This window comes from Dactylosporangium sp. CA-052675 (assembly GCF_050947935.1).
Taxonomy (GTDB): Bacteria; Actinomycetota; Actinomycetes; order Mycobacteriales; family Micromonosporaceae; genus Dactylosporangium.
Genome location: NZ_CP192010.1, coordinates 8,163,898 through 8,179,497 on the forward strand (window position 1 = coordinate 8,163,898; position 15,600 = coordinate 8,179,497).

Consider the following 15,600-nt stretch of genomic DNA (forward strand, 5'->3'; position numbering starts at 1 on the left):
CACCCTCGCGCTTCGTGACGGAATGTCGCCCACCCGACACTCCCGGCGCGTATTTACGACCCTCGCGCGCCCCTCTCGTCTGCACCGCAGGAAACCGAGGGGGCCACCCGATGGGGACGTTGTCGTCGATCCGCCTGACCCGCGTGCCGAACCTCGCCGGCAAGACCCCGGCCGAGGCCTCAGCCGCCCTACGCGCCGCCGGACTCGAGCTCGGAGTGGTCCGCGAGATCGGCCCGGCCGGCGCCATGATCGTGCTCGAGCAGTCCACCCTGGCGCTGACCGTCGCGCCCGTCGGCACCCGCGTCAACCTCCTGGTCGGCCGCGGCTGACAGCCTCCGGAACGCCTCGGCGGCGACCAGCAGCAGCGCCGCGGCGGCGTAGGCGAACAGCAGCGCCTTCCAGATCACGCCGCCGAAGGAGATCCCGCAGCCGAAGCCGATGAGCCCCGCCGTCGAGGCCCACAGGCTCGCCCCGACCGCCGTCCACGCCGCAAAACGCCTCGCCGGGTACCCGACCACCCCGGCGGCCAGCGCGGACGCGGCCCGGCCGCCCGGCAGCCAGCGGGCGAAGACGAACACCTGTCCCCCGTGCGCGTCCAGCGTGCGCCGCACCCACGCGTAGACGTCCCGCTCCCGGACCCGCCCCCGCAGCCGCGTCCCGATGCGATACGCCGCCGTGTCCCCCGCGAACGCCCCGGCCGCGGCCGCCACGATCACGAACACGATCCACGGCCGCCCGGTCGCGCCGGAGAGCACGGAGACGGTGATGAGCGTGGTCTCGGACGGCGAGAGCGGCACGAGCGAGTCGAGCCCCGCGATCACGAAGACGGCGAGCAGCACCCAGGGCGACCCGGCGACCGCATCTATCACGATCAAAACGTAGGGCGACGAATCGAACACGAGACGTCGCCCAACCGAACTTCCGTCTGCGCCCTGCTCCCGGCCGGCCGCCGGCAGCAGCTCCCCCGGCGTCGGCTCCCCCAGCGCGGGCGACGGCCCCCCAGCGTGGGCGATGCCGGAAATCTACGCCCGCGCCTTCTCCCGGTCCGCCACCGACAGCAGCTCCTCGGCGTGCGCGATGCCGGAAATCTACGCCCGCGCCTTCTCCCGGTCCGCCACCGACAGCAGCTCCTCGGCGTGCGCGATGCCCAGATCGGAGTCCGGGAGGCCGGCCAGCATCCGCGCCAGCTCCCGCGCCCGGTCCGTGTGCTCCACGACCGTCACGCCGCTCGTCGTCACGGCACCCCCGGTATCCTTGGCGACCACCAGATGCCGGTCCGCGAAGGCCGCGACCTGCGGCAGGTGCGTCACCACCAGGACCTGATGGTCACGCGCCAGCCGGGCCAGCCGCTTGCCGATCTCCACCGCGGCCGTGCCACCGACGCCCGAGTCGACCTCGTCGAAGACCAGCGTCGGCGGCCCACCGACCCCGGCGAAGACGACCTCGATCGCCAGCATGACCCGCGACAGCTCGCCGCCCGACGCGCCCTTCTGCAGCGGCTGCGACGGCGCCCCCGGGTGCGGCAGCAGCCGCAGCTCGATGTCGTCGGCCCCGTCGGGCCCGACCCCGCTGTCCGTCCCGGCCGCCGTCGGGATGCTCGGCCCGCTCCCGGCCGGCTTCGGCCCCACCACGACCTCGATCCGCGCGTGCGGCATCGCCAGCCCGGCCAGCTCCACCGTCACGTCCGCCGCGAACCGGCCCGCGGCCTCGTGCCGGGCCGCCGACAGCACCGCCGCCAGCTCCGCGACCTCGCCGTGCAGCCGCTGCCGCTCCCGGTCGAGCTCCTCGAGCAGCTCGTCGGACGTGTCCAGCTCCCCGAGCCGGGTCCGGGCGTGATCGGCCCAGGCCACCACCCCGTCGACGTCCTCCGCGTATTTGCGCGTCAGCGCCCGCAGCGCCGCCCGCCGCTCGTAGACCTCCTCGAGCCGCCCCGGGTCGGCGTCGAGGGACGCCAGGTAGGTGCCGAGCTCGGTGGAGACGTCCCCCGCGAGCGTGGCGACCTCGTCGAGGCGCGCCGCGAGCTCGCCCAGCACCCGGTCGACGCCCGACTGGGCCTCCAGGGTGCGCCGGGCCGTCGCGATGAGGCTCAGCACGTCGGCCACCTCGTCGCCGCCGTCGCCGGTGCCGGACATCGCCACGTGCGCCAGCTGCGCCGCCGAGCGCAGCCCCTCGACGTGCTCGAGCCGCTGCGCCTCCTCGCGCAGCAGCTCGTCCTCGCCGGGCTGCGGGTCGACCCGCGTGATCTCGTCGAGGCCGAGCTTGAGCAGCTCCGCCTCCTGGCTGCGCTGCCGGGCGTTGGCCCGCCGGTCGGCCAGGTCGTCCTCGACGGCCCGCCAGCGGTTGTACAGCTCCGCGAACCGCCCCAGCAGCTTCTCGTGCTCCGGACCCGCATACCGGTCCAGCGACGCCCGCTGCTCGGCCGGGCGCAGCAGCCGCAGCTGGTCCGACTGCCCGTGCAGGGCGAACACCCGCTCGCCGACCTCCGACAGCAGCGACACCGGCACCGTCCGGCCGCCGACGTGCGCCCGGGAACGGCCCTCGGCGGTCAGCGTGCGGCTCATGAGCAGGGTGCCGTCGTCGTCGACCTCGGCGCCCGCGTCGGCGATGCGGCTCTCCACCGCGGCCCGCACGTGCGCGGGCAGCGTCAACCGGCCGTCGACGGTGGCCCGGCCCGGGTCGGCGCGCACCCGGCCCGCGTCGGCACGGCCGCCGAAGAGCAGGTTGAGGCTCGTCACGACCATGGTCTTGCCCGCGCCGGTCTCGCCCGTGATGACCGTGAGGCCCGGGCCGAGGGGCAGGGTGGCGTCTTCGATCACGCCGAGTCCGGTAATGCGGAGTTCCTCCAGCACGGAAGGAACACTAGCCGCGGGGTACGACAGTTCTCCACTCAGCCGGGCCGTCAGCCGTGCCGTTTGTTGCGGGCACACCCCGCTCACTACGGTGCGTGAACGAAGGCTCACGCAGCCGCATCACGCAGGCACATCAGCTGTGGCGCTTGTTGTGCCGCCAGCCCTCCACGGGCAGCCCGAACTTCGCCACGAGCCGATCCGTGAACGGACGCTCACGCAGCCGGACCACCCGGACGGGGAGGGCTCCGCGCCGTACCGTCACCGTCGAGCCGGGCGCGAGATCCATCACCCGCCGGCCGTCGCACGACAGCAGCGCGAAGCTCGTGAACGGCTCCACGTTGACCGTGATCGTCGAGTCCGGCGAGATGACCAGCGGCCGGCTGAACAGGGCGTGCGCCGAGATCGGCACCAGCAGCAGCGCCTCGAGCTCCGGCCACACCACCGGCCCGCCGGCCGAGAACGCATACGCCGTCGAGCCCGTCGGCGTCGCACAGACGACGCCGTCGCAGCCGTACCGCGACAACGGCCGCCCGTCGACCTCCACGAGAAGCTCCAGCATCTTCTCCCGGGCGCCCTTCTCGACGGTCACCTCGTTGAGCGCCCAGGAGTTGCCGACCAGGCGCCCCGCGTGCTCCGCGGTCACGTCGATGGTGAGGCGCTCGTCGACCGTGTACGTGCCCTCGACGACCTCCCGCACGGCCTTGTCGACGTCACCGATCTCGGCCTCGGCCAGGAACCCGACCTTGCCGAGGTTGATGCCCAGCAGCGGCGCCTTCGCCGGGCGGGCCAGCTCCGCCGCGCGCAGCAGCGTGCCGTCCCCGCCGAGCGCGAAGACGATCTCGACGCCCTCCGCGGCCGCCTCCCCGCTGACCGGCACGGCCCGCGGGATGGCCAGCTCGGGAGCCTCGTCGGCCAGGACCCGTACCGTGAAACCGTTGTCGAGCAGATCCGCCGCCACGGTCCGGGCATGATCGTTGTTGCTGGCCTTACCCGTGTGCGCAACGAGGAGCGCCTCACGACCGCTCATGCCGCCACCTCCGCAAGCTCCGGCGACGGCACGACAAACCTGTGCCCATGGTGAACGGCCCCTCCGCTTCGCTCCGGACCGGTCATGCCGCCACCTCCGCAAGCTCCGGCGACGGCACGACAAACCTGTGCCCCCTGGTGAACGGCCCCTCCGCTTCGCTCCGGACCGGTCATGCCGCCACCTCCGCAAGCTCCGGCGACGGCACGACAAACCTGTGCCCCCTGGTGAACGGCCCCTCCGCTTCGCTCCGGACCGCTCACGTCACCACTCCCTCGACGACCTGCTGCACCACGGCCGGGTCGACCGGCGGCGCGTCGCGGCGCAGCCACAGGAAGAATTCCACGTTGCCCTGCGGCCCCGGCAGCGGGCTGCGCGCGACCCCGGCCACCCCGAGCCCGAGCCCGGCGGCCGCGGCGGCGACGTCGAGCACCGCCGCGGTCCGCAGCTGCGGCGAGCGCACCACACCCCGCTCGCCCAGCGCCTCCCGGCCCACCTCGAACTGCGGCTTCACCATCGGCACCAGATCCCCGTCCGGGGCCGTGCACGCCGCCAGCGCCGGCAGCACCAGCTTCAGCGAGATGAACGACAGGTCGGCCACGGTCAGCTCGCACACCCCGCCGATCTGCTGCGGCTCCAGCGTCCGCACATTGGTCCGCTCGATCACCGTCACCCGCTCGTCGGTCCGCAGCGACCACGCGATCTGGCCGTAGCCGACGTCGACGGCGGCGACCGTGGCCGCGCCGCGGCGCAGCAGCACGTCGGTGAACCCGCCCGTGGACGCGCCCGCGTCGAGGCAGCGGCGGCCCGCCACCGGCAGCCCGGCGAACGTGTCCAGCGCCCCGGCGAGCTTGTGCCCGCCCCGCGAGACGTACTCGTCCTCCGCCGCCTCCAGCACCCGCACCGGGTCCGCCGGGTCGATCTGGGCCGCGGCCTTCCCGGCGGCGGTACCCCGCACTTCCACCCGGCCCGCGGCGATCAGCGCCGCCGCCTGCTCCCGGGAGCGGGCCAGGCCCCGGCGCACGAGCTCCGCGTCGAGTCGGTTCCGGCGGGCCATCTGCCAGCAGCTCCCTGAAAGCTCAGCGTTCCTCGATCGTGCCCAGCGTCTCCTGCAGCGTGCGATGGGCATCGGTGTACACCGAAACCTGCTGCCGCAGCGGAAGCGACGCTACCTCGCCCAACGCCGCAACCGCCGCCTCGACCCGGCCCAGCACCCCGGCACCGGGCGGCCCCGGCAACGGCCCGGGCACCGGCGCGGGGCCGGGACCAGGCACGGGCGCGGTCACGACGTGGTCTTCCGGGGCGCGCGAGTGGTCTTCTTCACGGGCAGCTTGTCCGACGCCGGCCCGACCTCAGAGGCCGCCGCGACGGTCTCGATCGCCTTCTTCGCCGCCGCCTTCTTCGCCGGCGCGACCTTCGCGGGCGGCGTCGACGAAGCCGCCGGGGCCGCCTTCGCCGGCGCCGCGGCCTTCTTCGCCACCGCCTTCTTCGCGACCTTCGCCGGCGCCGCGACGGCCGGGGCCTGCTCGGCGACGGTCCCCGGCTCGGCGGCGACGGCCGGAGCCTCCCCGATCGCCTCGGCGCCGACCGGCGGCGCGGGCTCGTGCGGCGGCGCGACAGCGGCGATCGTCGCCTCCTTCAGCTGCGCCTCGAGCTCATGCACCCGCGACGTCAGCGCCGACACCTCGTCCGCGGTGGCCAGCCCGACAGCGCCGAGAGCCCGATCCAGCTCGTACCGCACCAGCTTCGTCAGCGCATCCCGGTTCGCCGAGCCGGCCTTGAGCAGGTCCTCGGCCATCGTCTGCAGCTGCTCGGCGGTCGCGCCGCTCTTACCGACCAGGCGCCGGACCGTCTTCGTCGCCTTCTTCGTGGTGGCCTCGGTCATGCCGTAGGCGAGCTCCAGGTACGCCCGCCATGCTTCCTGCGCCATATTGCGTCTCTCCTCCAAGTGGTGTACGCCATCACGCTACCGGGCGTGCCGGGAAGCCGTACGGTACCGTCACATTCCACAGCACCAGCGAAAGGCGGGGTTTTCGCGCATGGCAACGGTTGAAGAGTGTCGCGCCGCTCTGGAGAAGCTCGCGGAACGGCTGGCCGCCAACGCCGCCCAGGCCCGGGAGAAGCTCGACTTCGACCGGACCCTCGCCTGCCGCGTCACCGACCTGAACGTGGCCTTCCACGGCCGGCTCCAGGGCGGCCAGATCACCGACCTGACCGACGGCGACGACCCGCGCGCGAAGATCAAGCTGACCTCGACCGGCGACGACCTCGTCGCGCTCGTCAACGGCCGGCTCAACGTCATGCAGGCCTGGACCAGCGGCCGCATCAAGATCGACGCCGGCATGATGGACCTGCTGAAGCTGCGCAAGCTCCTCTGAGCCGAAACGCTCCGACCGGCCCGGCGCCCACGCGCCCGGCCGGTCACAGCTCGTCCTAGCCCAGCTTCAGCCACTTCAGCGCGGCCTGCGCGGCCTCACCCTCGCCGGTGACGGGCCGCACCTCCCCCGCCGCCCAAGCCACCTGGCACAGTGCGTTGAGGGCGTCCACGCGACGGCCGTCGCCCGACAGCCGCCACTGCCCGTCACGATCCTCGACCCGCCACCCCGACGGCTGAGCCGCCGCGTCCTCGAACAGCCCGCCGAGGTCCTCGGCGACGAACGTTGGGCGCCGCTCGACCGGAGCCGCGAGCAGCTCCGCCGCGTCGGACACCCCGGTGAGCACGAGCAGGCTGTCCATCCCCGCCCGGTACGCGCCCTCGATGTCCGTGTCGAGCCGGTCCCCGACCACGATCGGGCGCTGAGCCCCCCGCTCCCGGGCCGCCTCCACGAACAGCGCCGGGTCCGGCTTGCCCACGATCGTGTCCGGCTGCCGGCCCAGCGCCGTGGCCATCGCCACCACGAGCGACCCGTTGCCGGGCAGCGGCCCGCGCGGCGACGGCAGCGTCTTGTCGGCGTTGGTCGCGATCCAGGCCGCGCCGCCGCGGATCGCCACGGCGGCGTCGCCGAGATCGCGCATCCGCACGTCCGGCCCGTACCCCTGCACCACGACCTGCGCCTGCTCCGCCTCCGTCACCGGCGTGAGCCCGACGGCGACGATCTCCTCGCGCAGCGCCGGCGCCCCGAGGATCAGCACCGGTGTGCCGGGCTCGAACCGCTCCGCCATGAGCAGCGCGGTCGCGTGCGCCGAGGTGACGACCTCGCGCGTCTGCGCCGGGATGCCGATCCGGGTGAGCAGCGCCGCGACGTCGCCGGGCAGCCGCGAGGCGTTGTTCGTCGCGTACGCGCTCGGGATCCCCCGCTCGCGCAGCTTCGCGCACGCCTCCGCCGCGCCGGGGATGACCTGGTCGACGAGGTACAGCACCCCGTCGAGATCAAAGATCACCAGGTCGTAGTGGCCGACCAGGTCACCCGCCTGCGCGTCGCTCACGCCCGGCCCTTCCCGCCGCCGGTGTCCCCGCCCTTGGTGCCGGAGTCGCCCGGGCCGTCATCGTCCGCCTCGGAGCCGCCGGAGTCTTTGCCGGTCGCCTCCTTCTCGTCCGTACCGTCGTGGTCCCCGTCGACCTCGTCATCGTCATCGTCATCGTCAGCGTCGTCGGCGTCCTCGGAGTCCGCGGCCGCACGGCCGGCGTCGTCGTGGTCGCCGTCCGACTCGTCGTCGTAGCCGTCCGCGTCGTCACGGTCCTCGTCGTCGTCTTCATCGTCGCCGAGGTCGTCGTCATCGTCGTAGTCGTCTTCGTCGTAGTCGTCTTCGTCGTCTTCGTCTTGGTCTTCGTCTTCGTCGTCGTAGTCGTCCGCGTCCTCGTCGTCGTCGAGGTCGTCGTCCTCATCGTCCTCGTCGTCGTAGCCGTCGTCGTCTACGTCGTCATCGTCTTCGTCGTAGTCGCCGTCGCGGGCGGCCGGACCACCCTCGCCGCCCTCGAGCTCCTCGTCCTCATCCGCGTCGGCGTCGCCGTCGAGCGTGATTCCGTCGAGCTCGAGCAGCCGCTCGGCCGCGTCGGTGCGCAGGTCCTCGTCGAGGTCCGCGGCCCGCGCGAACCACTCCCGCGCCTCTTCCCGGCGCCCCGCGCGCAGCAGCGCATCGGCGTACGCGTACCGCAGCCGCGCCGCCCACGGCGCATCCGGCGCCGAGGTCAGCTCGCGCACCTGCAGCATCGCCACCGCCGCGTCCGTCTGCCCGAGGTCCCCACGCGCCCCGGCGGCGACGATGAGCAGCTCGACGATCTCCTCGGCCGAGAGCCGCTCCCGATCCGCCGTCCGGAAGAGGTCGATCGCCTTCTCCGGCCGTTCGAGTGCCCGCTCGCAGTCCGCGATCACCGCGATGTGGGTCTGCTTGCCCGTCATCCGGTGGTACGTCCGCAGCTCCCCGAGCGCCGTCTGCCACTCACCCGCGTGGTACGCCGCGAGCCCCGCGGCCTCCCGCACGACGGCGATCCGCGACGCCTTCCGCCGCGCGACGAGCGCGTGCGCGAGCGCCAGCTCCGGGTCGTCGTCGATCAGCTGCCCGGCGGCAACGAGCCGGCGCGCGACCTCCTCAGCGACGGGCCGGGCGAGCGAACTGAGCTCCGAACGCACCTCACGGTCCAGCTCCGACGGGTCGATGTCGTCGGCCAGCACCGGGTCGGCTACGCGGCTGACGGCCTCCTCGCCGCTCTCCTCGCCACTGACGAAGCCGGGGTCACTGGTGCGCGGCCGATACCCACCGGCATCGCTGCGCCGCAGCCCCTCGGACCGCTGGAACCCGCCGGCCCGATCGCCGGTGTCCCGCCCGCGATCCCGATCGCGGTACCCGCCACCGCTGGGCCGGTCCCCGTCACGATCCCGCCGCTGGTAGCCGCCACCGTCGCGGTCGCGGAACCCGCCACCGGTGGGCCGGTCACCCCGATCCCGGAACCCGCCGCCACTGGGCCGGTCGCCGCGGTCACGGTCGCGGAACCCGCCACCGCCGCTGGGCCGGTCGCCACGGTCACGGAACCCGCCACCGCTGGGCCGGTCGCCCCGGTCGCGGAACCCGCCGCCACTGGGACGGTCCCCACGGTCACGGAAGCCGCCGCCGCTCGGCCGGTCCCCACGATCACGGAAGCCGCCACCGCTCGGCCGGTCACCCTGGTCACGGTCCCGGAATCCCGAGGGCCGATCCCCGTCACGATCGCGCCGCTGGTACCCGCCACCGTCCCGATCCCGGAACGGCCGATCCCCACGCGGCCCGCCGTCGCGGTCCCGGAACCCGCCGCCACTCGGCCGATCCCCACGGTCACGGAACCCACCCCCGGTGGGCCGGTCGCCACGGTCACGGAACCCGCCACCGGCCGGCCGGTCCCCACGGTCACGGAACCCGCCACCGCTCGGCCGGTCACCCCGGTCACGGAACCCGCCACCGGCCGGCCGATCTCCGCGGTCGCGGAAGCCGCCACCGCTGGGCCGGTCGCCGTCACGGTCCCGCCGCTGGTACCCGCCACCGTCCCGGTCACGGAACCCGCCACCAGTCGGCCGGTCCCCGCCATCGCGGAACCCGCCGCCACTCGGACGGTCGCCGCGGAAGCCACCACCGCCGGGCCGGTCGCCGTCACGGTCCCGCCGCTGGTACCCGCCACCGTCCCGGTCACGGAACCCGCCACCAGAGGGCCGGTCGCCGCGGTCACGGAACCCGCCACCAGTCGGACGGTCACCCCGGTCACGGAACCCGCCACCGGCCGGCCGGTCTCCACGGTCACGGAAGCCGCCACCGCTGGGCCGGTCGCCGTCACGATCACGCCGCTGGTACCCGCCACCGTCCCGATCCCCGCGGTACGGCCGCTCGGGCCGATCCCCACGCGGGCCACCGTCACGGTCCCGGAAGCCGGACGGCCGATCCCCACGAGCTCCACCGTCACGGTCACGGAACCCTGAGGGCCGGTCCCCGTCACGGTCACGTCGCTGATAGCCGCCACCGTCGCGGTCCCGGAAGCCCCCGCCGGTCGGCCGGTCACCCCGGTCACGGAACCCACCGCCGGTGGGCCGGTCGCCCCGGTCACGGTCACGGAAGCCACCGCCGCTGGGCCGGTCCCCGCGGTACCCGCCGCCGTCACGATTCGGCCGCTCGCCGCGGTCCCGGAACGGACGGTCACCGTCACGCCCACCCCGGAAATCACCCCGGCCACGGTCATCCCGCGACTGGCCGCCGGCCCGATCGTCGCGAGCGTTCCCCCGCGGCCGATCACCGCCGTGGGAGCGAGAGTCATCCCTGCGCGGCCGGCGTTCCTGGCCGTCGCCGTCGTGTGGCATGTTCACGACTTCATCCTTCCCGACCGGGGTACGCCGTATGCGTTCGACCCGGTAAAACGAATCAAGGGCCGCCCAGACGGGCGGCCCTTGATCGAATGATTGTCCGGCGGCGTCCTACTCTCCCACACTCTCTCGGGTGCAGTACCATCGGCGCTGGAGGGCTTAGCTTCCGGGTTCGGAATGGGACCGGGCGTTTCCCCTCCGCTATGGCCGCCGTAACACTATGAACCTGTCAACCCCGCACACCCACCCCGTCCAGGGTTGGGGTGCGTTCGGTGTTGGTTCAGAATCACACAGTGGATGCAAGATCTTCACAGCAAGGTGTTGTAGGTCAAGTCCTCGGCCTATTAGTACCGGTCAGCTCAAACCTGTTACCAGGCTTCCACTTCCGGCCTATCAACCCAGTGGTCTCGCTGGGGGCCTTAACCCTCAAGGGGTGGGATACCTCATCTCGAAGCGAGCTTCCCGCTTAGATGCTTTCAGCGGTTATCCCTTCCGAACGTAGCCAACCAGCCGTGCTCTTGGCAGAACAACTGGCACACCAGAGGTTCGTCCGTCCCGGTCCTCTCGTACTAGGGACAGCCCTTCTCAAGTATCCTACGCGCGCGGCGGATAGGGACCGAACTGTCTCACGACGTTCTAAACCCAGCTCGCGTACCGCTTTAATGGGCGAACAGCCCAACCCTTGGGACCTACTCCAGCCCCAGGATGCGACGAGCCGACATCGAGGTGCCAAACCATCCCGTCGATATGGACTCTTGGGGAAGATCAGCCTGTTATCCCCGGGGTACCTTTTATCCGTTGAGCGACACCGCTTCCACCTGCCAGTGCCGGATCACTAGTCCCGACTTTCGTCCCTGCTCGACCTGTCAGTCTCACAGTCAAGCCCCCTTGTGCACTTGCACTCAACACCTGATTGCCAACCAGGCTGAGGGAACCTTTGGGCGCCTCCGTTACATTTTAGGAGGCAACCGCCCCAGTTAAACTACCCACCAGACACTGTCCCTGAACCGGCTCACGGTCCAAGGTTAGATACCCAAATCCAACAGAGTGGTATTTCAAGCTTGCCTCCACCCACACTGGCGTGCGGGTTTCACCGGCTCCCACCTATCCTACACAATCGAATTCGAGTACCAATGTCAAGCTATAGTGAAGGTCCCGGGGTCTTTCCGTCCTGCCGCGCGTAACGAGCATCTTTACTCGTAGTGCAATTTCGCCGGGCCTGTGGTTGAGACAGTGGGGAAGTCGTTACGCCATTCGTGCAGGTCGGAACTTACCCGACAAGGAATTTCGCTACCTTAGGATGGTTATAGTTACCACCGCCGTTTACTGGCGCTTAAGTTCTCCGCTTCGCCCCGAAGGACTAACAGGTCCCCTTAACGTTCCAGCACCGGGCAGGCGTCAGTCCATATACGTCGTCTTACGACTTAGCATGGACCTGTGTTTTTAGTAAACAGTCGCTTCCCCCTGGTCTCTGCGGCCACCAACCGCTCCACCAGCACGTGGTCTCACCATCGGTGGCCCCCCTTCTCCCGAAGTTACGGGGGCAATTTGCCGAGTTCCTTAACCACAGTTCGCCCGATCGCCTCGGTATTCTCTACCTGACCACCTGTGTCGGTTTGGGGTACGGGCCGCTCGAAACTCGCTAGAGGCTTTTCTCGGCAGCATGGGATCACTGGCTTCACCTGAAACGGCTCCGCTTCACGCCTCACCCACATGTGCTGCGGATTTGCCTACAGCACGGGCTACACGCTTGCCCCGGCACAACCACCGGCCGGGCCCAGCTACCCTCCTGCGTCACCCCATCGCTTGCCTACTACCACCCGAGTTCCGAAACGCCGGCCATCCCCCCGAAAGGTTCAGACCATTGTGACGTTAGTACAAGCAGGTTCAGCATGGACGCTTCTACGCGGGTACGGGAATATCAACCCGTTGTCCATCGACTACGCCTCTCGGCCTCGCCTTAGGCCCCGACTCACCCAGGGCGGATTAGCCTGGCCCTGGAACCCTTGGTCATCCGGCGGCAGGGTTTCTCACCCTGCTTTCGCTACTCATGCCTGCATTCTCACTCGCGTCACCTCCACGGCTGGATCACTCCGCCGCTTCACCGGTGACACGACGCTCCCCTACCCATCCACACACCTGGACCACAAAGGCCTGGTACACGTGTGAATGCCACAGCTTCGGCGGTGTGCTTGAGCCCCGCTACATTGTCGGCGCGGAACCACTTGACCAGTGAGCTATTACGCACTCTTTCAAGGGTGGCTGCTTCTAAGCCAACCTCCTGGTTGTCTATGCGACCCCACATCCTTTACCACTTAGCACACGCTTAGGGGCCTTAGCTGGTGATCTGGGCTGTTTCCCTCTCGACTACGAAGCTTATCCCCCGCAGTCTCACTGCCACGCTCTCACTTACCGGCATTCGGAGTTTGGTTGACTTCAGTAAGCTTGTGGGCCCCCTAGGCCATCCAGTGCTCTACCTCCGGCAAGAAACACATGACGCTGCACCTAAATGCATTTCGGGGAGAACCAGCTATCACGGAGTTTGATTGGCCTTTCACCCCTAACCACAGATCATCCCCCAACTTTTCAACGTTGGTGGGTTCGGCCCTCCACGCGGTCTTACCCGCGCTTCAGCCTGCCCATGGCTAGATCACTCCGCTTCGGGTCTAGGACACGCGACTGAACGCCCTATTCAGACTCGCTTTCGCTACGGCTCCCCCACACGGGTTAACCTCGCCACGTATCACTAACTCGCAGGCTCATTCTTCAAAAGGCACGCCGTCACCCCCAGCAAAACTGGGACGCTCCGACGGATTGTAGGCGCACGGTTTCAGGTACTATTTCACTCCCCTCCCGGGGTACTTTTCACCTTTCCCTCACGGTACTCGTCCGCTATCGGTCACCAGGGAGTATTTAGGCTTACCAGGTGGTCCTGGCAGATTCACGGCAGATTACAGGAGTCCGCCGCTACTCGGGAACACGCCAACACAGACCGCAAAGTTTTCGCCTACCGGACTCTCACCGTCTACGGTGCCGCTTTCCAGCGGACTTCGACTAACCCACGATTTTCTGACTGTGCCACCAGCCGGCAGACCGGTGCAGACATGCCCCACAACCCCAACCATGCAACCCCTGCCGGGTATCACACATGCCTGGTTTAGCCTCATCCGCTTTCGCTCGCCACTACTCACGGAATCACTGTTGTTTTCTCTTCCTGCGGGTACTGAGATGTTTCACTTCCCCGCGTTCCCTCTACCTGCCCTATGTGTTCAGGCAGGAGTGACACCACATGACTGGTGCCGGGTTCCCCCATTCGGACACCCTGGGATCACAGCTCGGTTGACAGCTCCCCCAGGCCTATCGCGGCCTCCCACGTCCTTCATCGGCTCCTGGTGCCAAGGCATCCACCGTACGCCCTCAGCAACTTGACCACAAAGCAATAAAGATGCTCGCATCCACTGTGCAATTCTCAACCAACACCAAACCCACACCGTCAAACGTCCAAGCCTCCGGCCAACCAGCCGCGGTCCTCGAACCGATATGGATCCCGTCCGAAACAAACCGTTGGTTGTTTCAGGACCCAACAGGGTGCCTATACGTTCCCAGCGCCGCACCGGACTCGCGTTCCACTCCCGACAGATCGGGTTGTACTAACATCGCCGGCCGTTGCGACCAGGAATCTCGCCAGTGTCTCCGCCATTGAGCACCCCACCAGCACATTCGGCTGATGCGGGCTCCTTACAGCCTTTCGGCTGAAGGTGCTCCTTAGAAAGGAGGTGATCCAGCCGCACCTTCCGGTACGGCTACCTTGTTACGACTTCGTCCCAATCGCCAGCCCCACCTTCGACGGCTCCCTCCACAAGGGTTGGGCCACCGGCTTCGGGTGTTGCCGACTTTCGTGACGTGACGGGCGGTGTGTACAAGGCCCGGGAACGTATTCACCGCAGCATTGCTGATCTGCGATTACTAGCGACTCCGACTTCACGGGGTCGAGTTGCAGACCCCGATCCGAACTGAGACCGGCTTTTTGGGATTCGCTCCACCTCACGGTATCGCAGCCCTTTGTACCGGCCATTGTAGCATGCGTGAAGCCCTGGACATAAGGGGCATGATGACTTGACGTCATCCCCACCTTCCTCCGAGTTGACCCCGGCAGTCTTCGATGAGTCCCCGGCCGAACCGCTGGCAACATCGAACAAGGGTTGCGCTCGTTGCGGGACTTAACCCAACATCTCACGACACGAGCTGACGACAGCCATGCACCACCTGTGAACGGCCCCGAAGGACCCGACATCTCTGCCGGATTACCGTACATGTCAAACCCAGGTAAGGTTCTTCGCGTTGCATCGAATTAATCCGCATGCTCCGCCGCTTGTGCGGGCCCCCGTCAATTCCTTTGAGTTTTAGCCTTGCGGCCGTACTCCCCAGGCGGGGCGCTTAATGCGTTAGCTGCGGCACAGAGAACCGGAGAGGCCCCCCACACCTAGCGCCCAACGTTTACAGCGTGGACTACCAGGGTATCTAATCCTGTTCGCTCCCCACGCTTTCGCTCCTCAGCGTCAGTATCGGCCCAGAGACCCGCCTTCGCCACCGGTGTTCCTCCTGATATCTGCGCATTTCACCGCTACACCAGGAATTCCAGTCTCCCCTACCGAACTCAAGCCTGCCCGTATCAGCTGCAAGCCCACAGTTGAGCTGCGGGTTTTCACAGCTGACGCAACAAGCCGCCTACGAGCTCTTTACGCCCAATAAATCCGGACAACGCTCGCGCCCTACGTCTTACCGCGGCTGCTGGCACGTAGTTGGCCGGCGCTTCTTCTCCAGGTACCGTCACTTGCGCTTCGTCCCTGTCGAAAGAGGTTTACAACCCGAAGGCCTTCATCCCTCACGCGGCGTCGCTGCATCAGGCTTCCGCCCATTGTGCAATATTCCCCACTGCTGCCTCCCGTAGGAGTCTGGGCCGTGTCTCAGTCCCAGTGTGGCCGGTCGCCCTCTCAGGCCGGCTACCCGTCGTCGCCTTGGTAGGCCATCACCCCACCAACAAGCTGATAGGCCGCGAGCCCATCCCAAGCCGAAAAACTTTCCACACCATGTGATGCCACACGACATGAATATTCGGTATTAGCCCCCGTTTCCGAGGGTTATCCCAAAGCCTGGGGCAGGTTACTCACGTGTTACTCACCCGTTCGCCGCTCGAGTACCCCGAAGGGCCTTTCCGCTCGACTTGCATGTGTTAAGCACGCCGCCAGCGTTCGTCCTGAGCCAGGATCAAACTCTCCAACAAAACTCGTGTTGGTGAATCACTCACCCGGCAACAAACATGTTGTCACCAAAGGAATCCCAGACACGCAACACACTCCCGAAGAAGCGCGCCCATGCCACGGGGTAAAAATCATTTGGCACTGGCTTAACAAGCACCCTGTTGAGTTCTCAAACAACCAACACACACCGCCGAACTTCGCTG

8 protein-coding genes, 3 rRNA genes and 2 pseudogenes are annotated in these 15,600 nt (G+C 68.6%); 2 read left to right on the plus strand and 11 right to left on the minus strand.

What is annotated here, in order from left to right:
• The first annotated feature begins 110 nt into the window (after nt 1–110).
• Nucleotides 111–329 (plus strand): PASTA domain-containing protein, encoded by a 219-nt coding sequence (locus ACQP1P_RS36180; protein WP_433078038.1) that lies wholly within the window; start codon nt 111–113, stop codon nt 327–329.
• Nucleotides 330–497: 168 nt separating this feature from the next.
• On the opposite strand, the pseudogene ACQP1P_RS36185 reads toward ACQP1P_RS36180, so the two are convergent.
• The 6 genes and pseudogenes from ACQP1P_RS36185 to ACQP1P_RS36210 all read right to left on the minus strand — a co-directional run.
• Nucleotides 498–899, minus strand: a pseudogene (locus ACQP1P_RS36185) (DedA family protein); the annotation flags it as partial.
• A 189-nt stretch (nt 900–1,088) separates the two neighbouring features.
• The gene (gene recN / locus ACQP1P_RS36190; RefSeq protein ID WP_433078040.1) at nt 1,089–2,849 is read right to left on the minus strand and encodes a DNA repair protein RecN; all 1,761 of its coding nucleotides are present in this window, start codon (nt 2,847–2,849) and stop codon (nt 1,089–1,091) included.
• Between the two features lie 133 nt (nt 2,850–2,982).
• Nucleotides 2,983–3,876 carry an NAD kinase gene (locus tag ACQP1P_RS36195; protein WP_433078042.1) on the minus strand — a complete coding sequence of 298 codons (894 nt, stop codon included), beginning with the start codon at nt 3,874–3,876 and terminating at the stop codon, nt 2,983–2,985.
• Between the two features lie 256 nt (nt 3,877–4,132).
• Nucleotides 4,133–4,930 (minus strand): TlyA family RNA methyltransferase, encoded by a 798-nt coding sequence (locus tag ACQP1P_RS36200; RefSeq protein WP_433078044.1) that lies wholly within the window; start codon nt 4,928–4,930, stop codon nt 4,133–4,135.
• A 22-nt stretch (nt 4,931–4,952) separates the two neighbouring features.
• Nucleotides 4,953–5,159: a hypothetical protein gene (locus ACQP1P_RS36205; RefSeq protein WP_433078046.1), complete on the minus strand. Its 207-nt coding sequence runs from the start codon at nt 5,157–5,159 to the stop codon at nt 4,953–4,955.
• A complete protein-coding gene (locus ACQP1P_RS36210) occupies nt 5,156–5,803 on the minus strand; it encodes a phasin family protein (RefSeq protein ID WP_433078048.1) in 648 nt (215 codons plus the stop codon). Before ACQP1P_RS36210 ends, ACQP1P_RS36205 begins: the two co-directional genes overlap by 4 nt.
• 109 nt (nt 5,804–5,912) lie before the next feature.
• On the opposite strand from ACQP1P_RS36210, the gene ACQP1P_RS36215 reads away from it, so the two are divergent.
• A complete protein-coding gene (locus tag ACQP1P_RS36215; protein ID WP_433078050.1) occupies nt 5,913–6,251 on the plus strand; it encodes an SCP2 sterol-binding domain-containing protein in 339 nt (112 codons plus the stop codon).
• Nucleotides 6,252–6,306: 55 nt separating this feature from the next.
• Here the strand turns inward: ACQP1P_RS36215 and ACQP1P_RS36220 are convergent, their stop codons facing one another.
• The 5 genes and pseudogenes from ACQP1P_RS36220 to ACQP1P_RS36240 form a co-directional block, all read right to left on the minus strand.
• Nucleotides 6,307–7,299, minus strand: coding sequence for an HAD-IIA family hydrolase (locus ACQP1P_RS36220; protein ID WP_433078052.1), 993 nt, complete (start codon nt 7,297–7,299; stop codon nt 6,307–6,309).
• A gap of 529 nt (nt 7,300–7,828) precedes the next feature.
• Nucleotides 7,829–8,444 (minus strand): annotated as a pseudogene (locus ACQP1P_RS36225) (Replicase polyprotein 1ab); the annotation flags it as partial.
• Between the two features lie 1,790 nt (nt 8,445–10,234).
• Nucleotides 10,235–10,351 (minus strand): 5S ribosomal RNA (rrf, locus tag ACQP1P_RS36230).
• A 109-nt stretch (nt 10,352–10,460) separates the two neighbouring features.
• Nucleotides 10,461–13,567: ribosomal RNA gene (locus ACQP1P_RS36235) — 23S ribosomal RNA — on the minus strand.
• Between the two features lie 338 nt (nt 13,568–13,905).
• Nucleotides 13,906–15,420 (minus strand): 16S ribosomal RNA (locus ACQP1P_RS36240).
• The 16S, 23S and 5S rRNA genes sit together here, the layout of an rRNA operon.
• Nucleotides 15,421–15,600 lie beyond the last annotated feature (180 nt).